The organism is Dactylosporangium sp. McL0621 (genome assembly GCF_049995355.1).
GTDB lineage: Bacteria > Actinomycetota > Actinomycetes > Mycobacteriales > Micromonosporaceae > Dactylosporangium.
Genome location: NZ_CP188259.1, coordinates 12,434,656 through 12,448,140, shown reverse-complemented (window position 1 = coordinate 12,448,140; position 13,485 = coordinate 12,434,656). Strand labels below are relative to the sequence as shown.

Below are 13,485 nucleotides of genomic sequence, written 5' to 3'. Positions count from 1 at the left end.
ATCGGCGTGACATTGTTTGACCCGAATCAGCTGGCCACTGCACAGATTTGGGCAGATTGGGAGGGTTGTCTTGACGAACAGAACCGTGAAGGGGCTGGTCCTCTTCACCGCCGCGGCCACGCTCGCGGCCGTCGCGCCGGCCTCGAGCGCCCTGGCCGCGCCCGGCGCGCCGGGCGCCGACGGCTACGCGGCCTCGATCCCCTGGGGCCAGTGTGCGAGCAAGGGGCTGCAGTCCCGCGGGGCCGAGTGCGGCCTGCTCGACGTGCCCCTGGACTACGGCAAGCCCAACGGCAAGAAGATCCAGATCGCGGTCTCGCGGATCAAGCACAAGGTCGCCGACAAGGACTACCAGGGCGTCATGCTGGTCAACCCGGGCGGCCCCGGCGGGTCCGGGCTGACGCTGTCGGTGCTGGGCGAGTACGTGCCCAACGGCGCCGGCGACGCGTACGACTGGATCGGCTTCGACCCGCGCGGGGTGGGCTCGAGCGTTCCGGCGCTGCACTGCGACGACGACTACTTCAACGGTCCGCGTCCGGAGTACATCCCCTGGAACAAGAGCATCGAGAGCACCTGGCTGAACCGGTCGAAGGGTTACGCCGAGGCCTGTGGCAAGTCCGGCGGTGACCTGCTCAACCACATCACGACGGTCGACTCGGTCAACGACATGGAGTCGATCCGCAAGGCGCTCGGCGCGAAGCAGATCAACTACTACGGCTTCTCGTACGGCACGTACCTCGGCCAGGTCTACGGCACCCTGTACCCGGACAAGGTCCGGCGCATGGTCCTCGACGGCAACGTCGACGTGCGCAAGGTCTGGTACCAGGCCAACCTGGACCAGGACGTGGCCTTCGAGCGCAACGAGAAGATCTGGTTCGGCTGGCTGGCCAAGTACGACAGCGTGTACCACCTGGGCACGACCGCCAAGCAGGTCGAGCTGCGCTGGTACGCCGAGCAGAACAAGCTGCGCACCGCCCCCGCCGGCGGCGTCGTCGGCTCCGACGAGTGGACGGACATCTTCCTCTACGCCGGCTACTACCAGTCGACATGGACGGAGCTGGCCGACGCCTTCTCGGGCTGGGCCAACGACCACAACACCGAGATCATCGTCGACGCCTACAACAACTACGTCGGCCCCGGCGACGACAACGGCTTCGCGGTCTACAACGCGGTCCAGTGCAGCGACGTCCAGTGGCCCCAGAGCTGGAACCAGTGGCAGCGCGACAACTGGCTGACGTTCCTCAAGGCGCCGTACATGACGTGGGACAACGCCTGGTACAACGCGCCGTGCCTCTACTGGCCGGCCAAGGCCCACAAGCCGGTCAAGGTCGACGGCTCGAAGGTCAAGAGCGTCCTGTTCGTCGGCACCACCCTCGACGCGGCCACCCCGTTCGAGGGCAGCCTCGAGGCGCGCCGGCTCTTCCCGCACAGCGCCCTGCTCGCCGAGGTCGGTCAGACCACGCACGCCAACTCGCTCAACGGCAACGCGTGCATCGACGACACGATCGCGGAGTACCTGTCCACCGGCAAGCTGCCGCAGCGCAAGTCGGGCGACCGCCCCGACAAGAACTGCGACGCCCTGCCGCAGCCGGACCCGACCGCGGCCGCCGCGACGGCTTCGGTGCAGTCCCTGCGCGCGGACAACAGCGTCGCGCGTGAGCCGCTCTACCCGATCGGCCGCTAGTTCGACCCGTACCGAACGAGAGGGGCGCGACCGCTACCGGTCGCGCCCCTTCTTGCGTACGCAATCAGGCTACGAGGAGGCGGAGGCCGAGCTCGGCGGCATCGAGGTCGGCGAGGTCGCCGTTGCGCTCGGCCCATCGGCCCGAGGCGAGGTCGTCGCCGAGCTCGCCGACCACCCGCCGTTCGGTCCGCGGCCCGACTCTCGTCCATACCGACACGGCTCGGCGCACATGCTCGTCCAGGTACGCCTCGGGCCGGCGCCAGTAGGCCTCGAAGAAGCCGTCCGCGCAGTCCCACGGTACGAGCACCGGCTCCGTGCGGCCCTCGATCGCACGGGTCAGGTCGGCCAGTGCGGGCCGGCCGGCGAAGAGGTCCGCGAACTCCGGCAGGTAGTCGCGGGTCAGCCAGAATCGTTGCCGCCAGCCGGCGTCGTCGGCGTCGTACGTGAGCACCACCACCCGGCGGGCGACCCGCCGCATCTCACGCAGCCCGGCGATCGGGTCCGGCCAGTGATGAACGGTGCTGACCGCCATCGCGACGTCGAAGGACCGGTCCTCGAACGGCAGGCACTCCGCGGCGGCGGCCACGCAAGGCGCCGCGTCCGCGGGGCGCTGCGCTCGCATGACCGCCGACGGTTCCACGGCCGTGACGTCGCGATCGGAGGGCTCGTAGGAGCCGGTGCCGGCCCCGACGTTCAGCACCGTCCGGGCGTCACCGAGCGCATCCCAGATACGCGCGGCGATCCGCGGCTCGGTGCGCCGCGTCGCCGGGTAGGCGGACCCGATGGCGTCGTACAGCTGCGCGCCGAACATCTGCAGTTGTTCCTCCGGTGTCGTCCTGATTCCCATGGCCCGGGCCTCCAGTTCCCTGTCGATGGCCGTCACCATGGCGGCCGCGCGGTCGCGCTGGTCCAGCAGCAGCCCGCGCAGCCGGCGCAGGTGCGCGACCGCGTCGGTGGCCGGGTCGTCGACCAGATGCGCGATCTCGCGCAGCCCGAAGCCCAGCCGCCGGTAGGCGAGCACCTCCCGCAGCCGTTCCACATCGCCCGACGTGTAGGCCCGGTACCCGGCCGCGGTCCGCGAGGACGGCTGCGCGAGACCGATCTCGTCATAGTGGTGCAGCGTGCGGACCGTCACGCCGGCCAGCTCGGCCACCCGTCCCACGGTCAGGTGTTCTTCCACGCGACCGACTATGCGGTATGACGCCACGTGAGGGACAAGCCCGGCCGGGCGGCGGCGGGACGTACGTTCAGCTCGTCCGGGCGCCGGCGCCGCTCTCGCCGGCGCGCGGGCCGGTGCCCGCCGACAGGGCGGTAGCCCGGTGCCGCACGACGAAAGCCGCACCAGAGGGCGATCGCGGCCGGTTTGGTTCCGGCGTGCCGGCCGGCGTAGGCGATCAGCTTGTCCGGCGATGCCAGGAGGTCGAAGAGGGCCAGCCGGCCGTCCCGGGGGAAGATCTCGTCGTGCCACTGCAGGTGGAAGAGGACCGGCGCGGTGATCCGCCGCGCCCGGCGCGTTACATCATGCTTGACGCATGACCGCAATTGTGGAACTCACCCGCCTGCGGGTGGCGCCCGAGCAGACCGACGCGTTCCTGGCCGCGCGGCCCGGCATGGTGGCCGACTTCCGGGCCGACCGCGCGGGCTTCCTCGGCGCGCGCCTCGTGCGCCTGCCCGGCGACGAATGGCTCGACATCGTCGACTGGGCCTCGGCCGAGGACCGGGAGGCCTCCCGCGTCAAGGGCGCGAACCGCCCCGGCATCGCGGCGTTCTTCGCCACCATCGCCGACGTGGTGTCCGCCGAAGACGGCGTACCGGTCTAGCGCGATGTACGACGTCAGGATCGTGGACGCGCAGCGCCGCCCGACCGTAGTGGTCCCCGCGCAGACCACCTGGGCGCAGTTCCCGGCCCTGTGGCGCGAGCTGAGCGGCGAGGTGTGGGCCTGCCTGCGGGCGGGCGGGGTGGAGCGGGGATGCCGCAACATCATGCTGTACCTCGACGACAGCCCGCGGGTGGAGATCGGCGTCGAGCTCGGCGTGCCGTGCGCGCTCACCGGCCGGGTCGTGCCCTCCGCGCTGCCGGCCGGGCGCGCGGCCACCACCGTGCACCGCGGCTCCTACGCGGACCTCGGCGCCGCCCATGCGGCCGTGACCGGGTGGTGCGCCGAGCGCGGCGAGCGCACCACCGGCGTGCGGTGGGAGGTGTACGGCCCGAACGAGCCCACGCCCTGGGTCGAGGTCTTCTGGCAGCTCACAGCGGTCGAGTAGACATCGTCACGTGATGGTGGCCGGATTATTCCGGGAAGATGTCCCATTTGGAAGGGCCTCAATATCAAGAAAGGGTGACAGAAAGGGTTCCGACGGATGGCACGGCGGCGTCCCAGCGGTTCGGATGGGCTGGTCCCAGTTCCTCGCCCGAGAGGTGTCGATGAAGCTCATCTCGATCGTGTCCCGGGCCGCCGTAGCGACGGTCGTCACCACCACGGTGGCCGGCTTCGCGGCGGTGGCCGCGCCGGCGGCGGCCTCGGCCGCGACGCCCGCGTTCAAGCTCCGTCCGGCGATCACCGGGCATGTGGAAAAGGTCTCCCGGACCGCACCGCTGTCCACGTCCGACTGCGTCGCGCAGATCGGCATCCACTGCTACTCGCCGCTGCAGTACCGCACGGCGTACAACCTGAACCCGCTGTACGCCCGCGGCGTCACGGGCAAGGGCCGCACGATCGTCATCGTCGACTCCTTCGGCTCGCCGACGATCCAGCACGACCTCGAGGTCTTCGACGCGCAGTTCGGCCTGCCGAACATCAACGTCCAGGTGGTCAAGGCCGGCAACGTTCCGGCGTTCGACCCGACCAACCCCGACCACGTCGGCTGGGCCCAGGAGACGACGCTCGACGTCGAGTACGCGCACGCGATCGCGCCCGACGCCAAGATCGTGCTCGTGGAGACCCCGGTCGCCGAGACCGAAGGCGTCACCGGCCTGCCCGAGATGATGAACGCCGAGAAGGCGCTCATCGACAAGGGCGTCGGCGACGTGATCTCGCAGAGCTTCGGCGCGACCGAGAACACGTTCCCCGGCTTCGACAAGGGCGACTTCTCCAGCATCCAGAAGCTGCGGTACGCGTACGCCGACGCGGCGGTGCACGGCGTGACGGTGCTCGCCGCCTCGGGCGACGCGGGGGCCACCGACTACCAGGAGAACGGGGAGGACCTCTACACGTACCCGGTCAACTCCTGGCCGTCGTCGGACCCGCTGGTGACGTCGATCGGCGGCACGCAGCTCAACCTCGACAACAGCGGCAAGCGTGTCACCGCCGACGTCGTGTGGAACGACGGCTACGGCGCCGGCGGCGGCGGGCTCTCGCACGTCTTCCCGCGCCCGCTGTTCCAGGCCGGCGTGAAGAACGTCGTGGGCAACCACCGCGGCACGCCTGACATCTCGATGAGCTCCGCGGTCGACGGTGGGGCGTGGGTGTACTACTCCTTCGTCGGCGCCGACTCGCCGTGGCACATCTTCGGCGGCACCAGCGAGGCCACCCCGATCTTCTCGGGCATCGTGGCCCTCGCCGACCAGCAGGCGGGTCGCCGCCTCGGTGACATCAACGCGGCCCTGTACCTGCTCGGCGCGGGCAGCACCCGCACGCACCTGCCGACCGGCCTGGTCGACGTGACCTCGGGCGACAACAGCTTCGAGGGCGTGACCGGCTTCCCGGCGAAGCCCGGCTACGACCTGAGCTCGGGCTGGGGCACCATCGACGCGAACAAGTTCGTTCCGGCCTTGGCGTTCCTGTAGCAAAAGGCGCTTTGACAACAAGGTAGAAAAGGCGGGCCGCCCCGGGTGGGGCGGCCCGCCGTCTTTTCGGGCCGGCGGGCTGGAGGCATCTCCCCGGCTCCGATGGGTAAGGATCCGGGTTGACCGAGTGTTGGAGAGGGGTACTGAGCCATGCGCGTGAACGAACTGCTGGCCGAGGGCTACGGGCGGCTGCCCGACCTGGTGCGCGGGGCCGTCGAGGGGCTGAGCGCCGACCAGCTGCACTGGGCCCCCGGGCCCGGGGCGAACTCGATCGGCTGGCTGGTCTGGCACCTCACCCGGGTGCAGGACGACCACATCACCGACCTGGTCGACGGGGCCGAGCAGCTCTGGGTGACCGGCGGCTACGCGGCGCGGTTCGGGCTCAAGCCGCAGGCCCACGACACCGGTTACGGGCACACGCCCGACCAGGTCGAGGGGGTGCGCCCGGAGTCGACGGAGGCGCTGCTGGAGTATTTCGACGCGGTGTACGCCCGCACCCGCGCCTTCATCGGGCGCCTCACCGAGGACGAGCTCGACAAGATCGTCGACGAGCGCTGGGACCCGCCGGTGTCGCTCGCGGTGCGGCTGGTGAGCATTCTCGACGACGACGTGCAGCACGCCGGCCAGGCCGCCTACGTGCGCGGACTCTTGCCACAGTGAGGTAGTACAGGACACACCGTCACCGGCCCCAAACGGTGGTGTACTTGATCCGCAGGGTCCAATGCCCCACATCGGGAGATGCACATGGACGAGCGTTCGCAGCAGCGGCACCGGGTGGTCGTCATCGGCGCCGGGTTCGGGGGACTCTTCGCGACCAAGGCGCTGAAGGGCGCCCCGGCCGACGTCACCCTGATCAACGGCACGGCGCATCACCTGTTCCAGCCGCTGCTGTACCAGGTGGCCACCGGCATCCTGTCGGAGGGCGAGATCGCGCCGCCCATCCGTGAGGTCCTCAAGCGGCAGCACAACGTCAAGACGCTGCTGGGCACCGCGACCCACGTCGACCCGGTGGCCAAGCGCGTCGACGTGGTCGCGCCCGGGGTGGCCTACAGCGTCGAGTACGACTCGCTCATCGTGGCGGCCGGGGCCTCGCAGTCCTACTTCGGCAAGAACGAGTTCGCCGAGTTCGCCCCCGGCATGAAGAGCGTCGACGACGCCCTGGAGCTGCGCGGGCGGATCTTCGGCGCGTTCGAGCTCGCCGAGATCGAGAGCGACCCGGCCGCGATCGAGCGGCTGCTCACGTTCGTCGTCGTCGGGGCCGGGCCGACCGGGGTGGAGATGGCCGGGCAGATCGCCGAGCTCGCGCACCGGCACCTGCCCGGGCAGTACCACAACATCGACCCGCGGCAGGCGCGCATCATCCTCGTCGACGCGCTGCCGACGGTGCTGTCCACGTTCGGCGACCACCTCTCCACGCAGGCGCTGCGCCAGCTGCACAAGCTCGGCGTCGAGGTGGAGCTGAGCACCAAGGTGGTCGACGTCGACGAGACCGGCATCGAGGTCGAGACGGCCAACGGGCGGCGACGCATCGAGTCGGCGACGAAGATCTGGGCTGCCGGGGTGGCCGCGCCCGCGCTGTCGCTGCAGCTGGCCGAGGCGACCGGGGCGGAGACCGACCGGGCCGGGCGGCTCAAAGTCAACCCCGACACGACCGTGCCCGGCCACCCGGAGATCTACGCGGTCGGCGACATGATGTCGCTGGACCAGCTGCCCGGGGTGGCGCAGGTGGCCATCCAGAGCGGCCGGCACGCCGCGGGGCAGATCAAGAAGCACCTCGCGGGCGAGCCGACCGGGCAGCCGTTCAAGTACTTCGACAAGGGCAGCCTCGCCACCATCTCGCGCTTCTCGGCGGTGGCCAGCGTCGGCCGGTTCCACTTCGCCGGGCTGCTCGGCTGGCTGCTCTGGCTGGTGGTGCACCTGCTCTACCTGGTCGGCTTCAAGAACCGGGTCACCGCGGTGCTGCACTGGTTCGTGAGCTTCGTCGGCCGCGGCCGCTCCGAGCGGGTGGCCACGTTCCAGCAGGTCTTCGCGCGGCGGGCGCTGCAGGAGTACCAGTCGAAGCTGCCGTAGGGTATTGCCCGTGGCAGCGCGTCCCGAGCTGATCGCGGCTCGCCGTGATCGCTCCGGGGCAACCCCGGGGACGCGAAATTGAGCACCGCAGCACACCGCCGGCCCACTACCGCGCTGCGCGCGAGCCGGGGCAGGCACGACCGGGTGACGTCGGGGCGCGCTGCCCATGCCCTCGCGCACGCCTTCCTGGCCGCGGCCGACTGGTCGCGGCCGGTTCTGCTCGAGGCCGGGTCCGAGGTCGTCGGGCGCCGCCCGCGCTGGATGGGCCCTCTGGTCACGGCGGTGCTGCGGGGGTACCGCGAAAGGCCCGCCGACCGCCCGCGCGAGCTCGCCGGTTTCCTCGCGGCCCAGCTGCCCCCGCGGGTGCCGGCGCGGATCGTGGTGCGCCGGGCGGTGCCGACGCGGGTCGTGCGCATGCGGTGGGACACGCCGCCGCTCGACGACCTCGCCGCCCTGGCCGAGTGGCTGGAGCTGGACGGCGACCGGCTCGACTGGTTCGCGGACCGGCGGGAGATCAACCGCAAGAGCTCCGCGGAGCGGCTCCGGCACTACCGGTACACCTGGATCGGCAGTCGTCTGATCGAGGCGCCCAAGCCGGCCCTTCGCGGCCTGCAGCGGCGGCTGCTGGACGAGCTGCTCGGCCGCGTGCCGGTGCACCCGGCGGCGCACGGCTTCGTGCCGGGCCGCTCGGTCCACACGTTCGCCGCGCCGCACGCCGGCCGGGCCCTGGTCGTCCGGCTCGATCTCGCCGCGTTCTTCCCGAGCATCCCGGTGCGGCGGGTGTACGGCCTGTTCCGCACGATCGGCTACCCGGAGCCGGTCGCGCACACGCTGGCCGCGCTGTGCACCACGAGCACGCCCTTCGACGTCGCCCGGAGCGCCGTGCTGCGCGCCCCGCACCTGCCCCAGGGCGCACCGACCTCGCCGGCGCTGGCCAACCTCTGCACGTTCCGGCTCGACCGGCGGCTGACCGGCCTGGCGGCGGCCTTCGGGGCCCGGTACACCCGCTACGCCGACGACCTCGCCTTCTCCGGTTCGTTCCGGCCGTCGCCGTTGATCGAGGCGGTGACGGCGGTGGTCGCCGACGAGGGCTTCCGCGTCAACCCGGCCAAGACGCGGGTGCGCGGCCGCGGCGACCGGCAGCGCCTCGCCGGGCTCGTGGTGAACGACTCGCCGGCCGTGGCGCGGGCGGAGTACGACCGGCTGCGGGCCGTCCTGCACAGCGCCGCCCGGGACGGTCTCGAGGCCGCCAACCGCGACGGCCACCCCGACTTCGCGGCCCACCTGGCGGGCCGGATCGCCTGGGTCGGCGCGGGGCGCCCGGCCCGGGCCGCAAAATTGCGGGAACTGTACAGGGCCGTCGCCGCGACAGACTTGTGATCGAATGCGATATTCGACGTCGTGACTGTGGAAGCCGCTCCCGTTCGAGTGTTCGAACGCTCCGACTACACCATCTTCGGCCTTTGCGCCGTGGCCGTCGGTGCCGCGGCGGTGACACGGTTCGCGAACGTGCCCTCTGTGGTGGCCTTCATCGTGGCGGGCGCCGCCGTGGCCGCTCTCGCCTCGCTGGTCGGCCGTAGCGTCGAGCAGCTCGGCGACCGCTTCGGCCCGGGCGCGACGGGCGTGCTGCAGGGCGCGCTGGGCAACCTGCCGGAGCTGTTCATCGGCTTCTTCGCCCTGAAGGCGGGCCTGGTCGCGGTGGTCCAGTCGGCCATCATCGGCTCGATCCTGTCCAACATCCTGCTCGTCCTGGGCCTGTCCTTCGTCGCCGGCGGCCTCAAGCACGGCACCCAGAAGTTCAACTCGGAGCGCGCCCGGACCACGATGGTCCTGATGGTGCTGGCCACGGGCGCCCTGGTGCTGCCGAGCCTCGCCTCCTACGTGCACACGCCGGCCGAGCCCCACGAGAAGGCCCTGTCCATCTTCGTGGCCGTCATCCTGCTGCTCGTCTTCGCGCTGTCCCTCCCGGCGAGCCTCAAGCGCAGCGCGGCCGCGGGCGCGGACGTGCACATGGAGGCGCCGCGCTGGCCGATCTGGCTGGCCGTGGCCCTGCTCGCGGTGGCCAGCGGGTGCGCGGCCCTGGTCTCGGACTGGTTCGTGTACGCCCTGGAGCCCGCGATCGACGCCATGGGCATCTCGCAGGCGTTCGCGGGCCTGGTGATCGTGGCCATCGCCGGCAACGCGATCGAGAACGTGATCGGCATCAAGCTGGCGTACAAGAACCAGTCGGACTACGCCCTGAGCGTGATCATCAACAGTCCGCTGCAGATCGCCCTGGTCCTGGCCCCGGCGCTGGTGCTGCTGAGCCTGCTGACCGCGACGACCCTGACCCTGGTCTTCGCCCCGATGCTCATCATGGCGGTCGCGATCACGGTGATCGCCGTGGCCTTCATCGTCTTCGACGGCGAGTCCACCTGGCTGGAGGGCGCCACGTTGGTCGCCCTGTACACGATCATCGCCGCCGTCTTCTGGTGGGGCTGAGCTTAAGCTTCGCTTTGGTCGGCGGCTCCGGCCCGGCCCGGTCGGTAGGCTGCGGCCGTGGTGGAAGCTGACGCGCCCCGTGGGCATCGCGCGGCGCCCTGGTGGCGCAGCCGCCGGGCCCTCGTCGGGGCCGGCGCCGGGATAGTCGTGGCCGGGGTCGCCACCGTGGCGCTCGTGGCACAGGCGTCCGGGGCGGCCTGCGCGGCCACCGTCGGCAGCACCGCCGGGCAGGCCACGTACTACGCGGCCGACGGCGGCGGGAACTGCTCGTTCGACAAGGTGGCCGAGCCGCTCGTCGTGGCGCTCGGCAACGCCGAGTACCAGGCCGGGGCCGCCTGCGGGGGGTACCTCGACGTCAAGGGGCCCAAGGGCAGCGTCCGCGTGAAGATCACGGATCGGTGCCCGGAGTGTGCCGCGGGGCACATCGACCTCAGCCGGCAGGCGTTCGCCCGGATCGGGGCGATCGACGACGGGATCATCAAGGTCTCCTACAGCCAGGTCGCCAATCCCGCCGTGCCCGGGGCGATGACGGTCCGGGTCAAGGAGGGCTCGTCGCGGTACTGGCTCGCCCTGCGCTTCGACAACACCGGCAACCCGCTCGCCGGCGCCGAGATTCAGTCGGGCGGCTCCTTCAAGGCGCTCGCCCGCACGGACTACAACTACTGGATCGCCGAGAGCGGGGCCGGGAACGGGCCGTTCACCGTGCGGGTCACCGACACGGCCGGACGGCGTACCACCCTCAACGGCGTCACGCTCAGCGTCGGCACGGTGCAGAAGCCCGGGGCGCAGGCCGCCACCGCCTCACCGGCCGCGCCGAAGCCGAGCCGGGCCACCGCGACCGGCTCGGCCGGCCCCACCGGACTCCCCGTCGCCGCGCCCTCGGCGGAGGCGAGCAGCGCCATGCCGGAGGCGGGCTCGCTACAGGCCGAGCGCAGCCCGGGCGGCCTCCAGCGTTGCGGCTCGTAGCTCGGCCGGCGGCGCGTCCGTCTCCATGACCGTGCAGTCGCCCAGGCCGCCGATCGCGACCAGGGCGCGGGTCTGCTGCACCAGGGTCGGGGCGGTTCCGTAGAGCAGGACCGCCATGCGGCGCCGCCAGCCGTCGACCGCCATCGCCAGGTTCAGGTGAGCAAGGACACTCGGGTCGGTCATCACCATGCTGGTGATGGCGCGGTGGCGGTACGTCACGTCGAAGTAGTCGCCGAGCAGCTCCTCGACCTCGGCCGAACCCGCCGCCTCGTAGCGGGCCAGGAGCTCCTCGACGTCGTCGATCAAGGGCTGGACCAGGCCGCGGAGCAGGTCCTCACGCGAGGCGAAGTGGTAGTACAGCGCCGGTTTCGTGATGCCGACGCGCTCCGCGATCTCGCGCAGGCTCGCCTGCTGGACCCCCTTCTCAAGGATCAGCTCCAGGGCGGCGGCCCGGATGCGCTCGGCGGTCTCGCTCGTTCTCGGTCTCGGCACCCCTCCAGCCTAGTTGACTTACCGGGCGGTAAGCATTTACCGTCCGGTAGGTAAGTAAATGACTCGGGAGGGTGGACATGCGCGTACTCATCAGCGGGGCCAGCATCGCCGGACCCGTCCTCGCCTACTGGCTGCACCGGGCCGGCTTCGAGGTCACCGTCGTGGAGCGCACGGCATCGCTGCGCACCGGCACCGGCGGGCACCCGGTGGACCTGCTCGGGCCCGCGGTCGAGGTGATCGACCGGATGGGGCTCGGCGACGTTGTCCGGGCGCACCGCACCCGCACGGACCTCATGGCGCTGGTGCGCCCGGGCAAGCCGGACGTCACCATCCGCGCCGCCGAGCTGCTCGCCGGCATCACCGACCGGCAGATCGAGATCATGCGCGGGGACCTGGCGCAGATCCTGCACAACGCGACGAAGGAGCAGGTGGAGTACCGCTTCGACCGGACCGTCACCGGCATCGAGGACACCGCGGTGACGTTCTCGGACGGCTCCCGGGAGCACTTCGACCTGATCGTCGGGGCCGACGGGCTGCACTCGGGCGTGCGGCGGCTGGTGTTCGGCGACGAACGGGGCTACCGGCACTTCCTCGGCGCGTATCTCGCCGTCTACACCGTCCCCGCGTTCCTGGAAACGCAGACCGTCCTGACGTACAACACCGTCGACCGGGCGATCGCGATCTACCCGACCAACGACCCCGCCCGGGCGCGGGCCGGATTCCTGATCCGCAGCCCCGAGCTCGAGTACGACCACCGGGACCTCGCGGACCAGCGCCGGCTGCTGCGCACGCTCGCGGACGGGCTCGGGTGGGAGGTACCGCGGCTGCTGTCGCACCTCGACGAGGCCCCCGACTTCTACTTCGACGAGATCAGCCAGATCCGGCTCGGCTCGTGGTCGCGCGGGCGCGTGACGCTCGTCGGGGACGCGGGCTACGGCCCCGGGCCGGCGGTCGGCGGCGGGAGCAGCCTCGCGCTGGTCGGCGGCTACGTGCTGGCCACCGAGCTCGCCGCGGCGGGCGGGGACCACACCGTGGCCTTCCCGGCGTACGAGGCCGCCATGGCGGCCACGGTCGAGGCCAGCCGCCGCATCGGCCCGTCGGTGCTCGCGACGCTCGTCCCGCGCAGCAACCTGCAGATCTGGGCGATGGCCCAGGCGATGCGCCTGCTGCCGCGCCTGCCGGCCTTCGCCCAGCGGCGGCTCACCGCCTTCGGCGGCGGCCCGGCGGCGATGCTGGACGGCGTGCAACTGCAGCCGGCTTTATAGTCGGGAACTATCGAACCCACCGACCTCGGCGTCCTCTCCGCGCAGGTCCTCTTCTCGCTGCAGAAGGAGCTGTTCGGACGCCTGGCCGAGCAGGGGCACCCGCGGCTGCGGCCCCGCCACGGCGCCGTGCTGGCCTACCTCGACCCCGAGGGCAGCCGGGCCACCGACCTGGCGGCCCGGTCGGGCCAGCACAAGCAGGTCATCGGCACGCTGGTGGACGAGCTGGAGGAGCTCGGATACGTCGAGCGCCGCCCCGACCCCCAGGACCGCCGGGCCAAGCTCGTCGTCCCCACCGACCTGGGCCTGGACCAGGCGCACAAGTCGCGGGTCATCCTCGCCGGTATCGAGGCGCGGCACGCCGTGGAGGTCGGCGGGGAGGCGTACGCCGCGTTCAAGGCCGTCCTGATCCGCATCGCCAGGGGGTGAATCCGCACCCGTTTCCCGGATGAGGCCGCCCGAAGCCCGGTAGGAAGCGGGGCGTGACCCTGCTCGCGGAACGGGACACGTCCGGCACGGACCGCGGGCGGCCCGTCCGGGTCCGGTGGGGGTCGGGGTGGTGGCCGGCCGGGCTGGTCTTCGTCGCGACCGGGTCGGTCCTGCACGCGTACGGCGTCGCGCTCCCGGCCTTTCTCGCGTTCTCCGCGTACGTCGGGCTCGCCGTCGCCCTGCCCGGAATGCTGCTGTGGCGGCTCATCCACCGCGGCTCCCGCGGCCTCGGCGAGGACCTCGCGGTCGGCACGGCC

Annotated in this window: 13 protein-coding genes; 11 read left to right on the top strand and 2 right to left on the bottom strand. The window is 71.6% G+C overall.

Going from position 1 to position 13,485, the window contains the following annotated elements:
- The first annotated feature begins 70 nt into the window (after positions 1 to 70).
- Positions 71 to 1,681: an alpha/beta hydrolase gene (locus tag ACPPVO_RS59110; protein WP_426508667.1), complete on the top strand. Its 1,611-nt coding sequence runs from the start codon at positions 71 to 73 to the stop codon at positions 1,679 to 1,681.
- A gap of 64 nt (positions 1,682 to 1,745) precedes the next feature.
- Here the strand turns inward: ACPPVO_RS59110 and ACPPVO_RS59105 are convergent, their stop codons facing one another.
- A complete protein-coding gene (locus tag ACPPVO_RS59105) occupies positions 1,746 to 2,861 on the bottom strand; it encodes a MerR family transcriptional regulator (RefSeq protein WP_426508665.1) in 1,116 nt (371 codons plus the stop codon).
- A 352-nt stretch (positions 2,862 to 3,213) separates the two neighbouring features.
- Here ACPPVO_RS59105 and ACPPVO_RS59100 point away from each other — a divergent pair, with 352 nt between their 5' ends.
- The 8 genes from ACPPVO_RS59100 (at position 3,214) to ACPPVO_RS59065 (ending at position 10,985) form a co-directional block, all read left to right on the top strand.
- A complete protein-coding gene (locus ACPPVO_RS59100; RefSeq protein ID WP_360374964.1) occupies positions 3,214 to 3,501 on the top strand; it encodes an antibiotic biosynthesis monooxygenase in 288 nt (95 codons plus the stop codon).
- Positions 3,502 to 3,505: 4 nt separating this feature from the next.
- Positions 3,506 to 3,946, top strand: a complete 441-nt coding sequence (locus ACPPVO_RS59095; RefSeq protein WP_426508663.1) for a GyrI-like domain-containing protein — start codon at positions 3,506 to 3,508, stop codon at positions 3,944 to 3,946.
- Between the two features lie 160 nt (positions 3,947 to 4,106).
- On the top strand, positions 4,107 to 5,468 hold the full coding sequence (locus ACPPVO_RS59090) for a S53 family peptidase (RefSeq protein WP_426508661.1): 1,362 nt from the start codon (positions 4,107 to 4,109) through the stop codon (positions 5,466 to 5,468).
- A gap of 150 nt (positions 5,469 to 5,618) precedes the next feature.
- The gene (locus ACPPVO_RS59085; protein ID WP_426508659.1) at positions 5,619 to 6,128 is read left to right on the top strand and encodes a mycothiol transferase; all 510 of its coding nucleotides are present in this window, start codon (positions 5,619 to 5,621) and stop codon (positions 6,126 to 6,128) included.
- Positions 6,129 to 6,212: 84 nt separating this feature from the next.
- Positions 6,213 to 7,538, top strand: coding sequence for an NAD(P)/FAD-dependent oxidoreductase (locus tag ACPPVO_RS59080; protein WP_426508657.1), 1,326 nt, complete (start codon positions 6,213 to 6,215; stop codon positions 7,536 to 7,538).
- A gap of 144 nt (positions 7,539 to 7,682) precedes the next feature.
- Complete coding sequence (locus ACPPVO_RS59075) at positions 7,683 to 8,918, top strand: reverse transcriptase family protein (RefSeq protein WP_426508656.1); 1,236 nt, start codon at positions 7,683 to 7,685, stop codon at positions 8,916 to 8,918.
- A gap of 129 nt (positions 8,919 to 9,047) precedes the next feature.
- On the top strand, positions 9,048 to 10,019 hold the full coding sequence (cax, locus tag ACPPVO_RS59070) for a calcium/proton exchanger (protein WP_426508654.1): 972 nt from the start codon (positions 9,048 to 9,050) through the stop codon (positions 10,017 to 10,019).
- A gap of 57 nt (positions 10,020 to 10,076) precedes the next feature.
- Positions 10,077 to 10,985 (top strand): expansin EXLX1 family cellulose-binding protein, encoded by a 909-nt coding sequence (locus ACPPVO_RS59065; RefSeq protein ID WP_426508653.1) that lies wholly within the window; start codon positions 10,077 to 10,079, stop codon positions 10,983 to 10,985.
- Here the strand turns inward: ACPPVO_RS59065 and ACPPVO_RS59060 are convergent.
- Positions 10,938 to 11,477, bottom strand: coding sequence for a TetR/AcrR family transcriptional regulator (locus tag ACPPVO_RS59060; RefSeq protein ID WP_426508652.1), 540 nt, complete (start codon positions 11,475 to 11,477; stop codon positions 10,938 to 10,940). The two genes, ACPPVO_RS59065 and ACPPVO_RS59060, sit on opposite strands and share 48 nt — an antisense overlap.
- Positions 11,478 to 11,554: 77 nt before the next feature.
- On the opposite strand from ACPPVO_RS59060, the gene ACPPVO_RS59055 reads away from it, so the two are divergent.
- Together ACPPVO_RS59055 and ACPPVO_RS59050 are read left to right on the top strand one after the other, a co-directional pair.
- Positions 11,555 to 12,742, top strand: a complete 1,188-nt coding sequence (locus ACPPVO_RS59055; protein WP_426508650.1) for an FAD-dependent monooxygenase — start codon at positions 11,555 to 11,557, stop codon at positions 12,740 to 12,742.
- Between the two features lie 126 nt (positions 12,743 to 12,868).
- Positions 12,869 to 13,168, top strand: coding sequence for a MarR family winged helix-turn-helix transcriptional regulator (locus tag ACPPVO_RS59050; protein WP_426508649.1), 300 nt, complete (start codon positions 12,869 to 12,871; stop codon positions 13,166 to 13,168).
- The last annotated feature ends 317 nt before the right edge of the window (positions 13,169 to 13,485 follow it).

Excerpts from the sequence above, each read along its gene's own strand:
- ACPPVO_RS59100 (WP_360374964.1), top strand. The coding sequence starts at position 3,214 with ATGACCGCAATTGTGGAACTCACCCGCCTGCGGGTGGCGCCCGAGCAG.
- ACPPVO_RS59095 (WP_426508663.1), top strand. The coding sequence starts at position 3,506 with ATGTACGACGTCAGGATCGTGGACGCGCAGCGCCGCCCGACCGTAGTG.
- ACPPVO_RS59090 (WP_426508661.1), top strand. The coding sequence starts at position 4,107 with ATGAAGCTCATCTCGATCGTGTCCCGGGCCGCCGTAGCGACGGTCGTC.
- ACPPVO_RS59085 (WP_426508659.1), top strand. The coding sequence starts at position 5,619 with ATGCGCGTGAACGAACTGCTGGCCGAGGGCTACGGGCGGCTGCCCGAC.
- ACPPVO_RS59080 (WP_426508657.1), top strand. The coding sequence starts at position 6,213 with ATGGACGAGCGTTCGCAGCAGCGGCACCGGGTGGTCGTCATCGGCGCC.
- ACPPVO_RS59055 (WP_426508650.1), top strand. The coding sequence starts at position 11,555 with ATGCGCGTACTCATCAGCGGGGCCAGCATCGCCGGACCCGTCCTCGCC.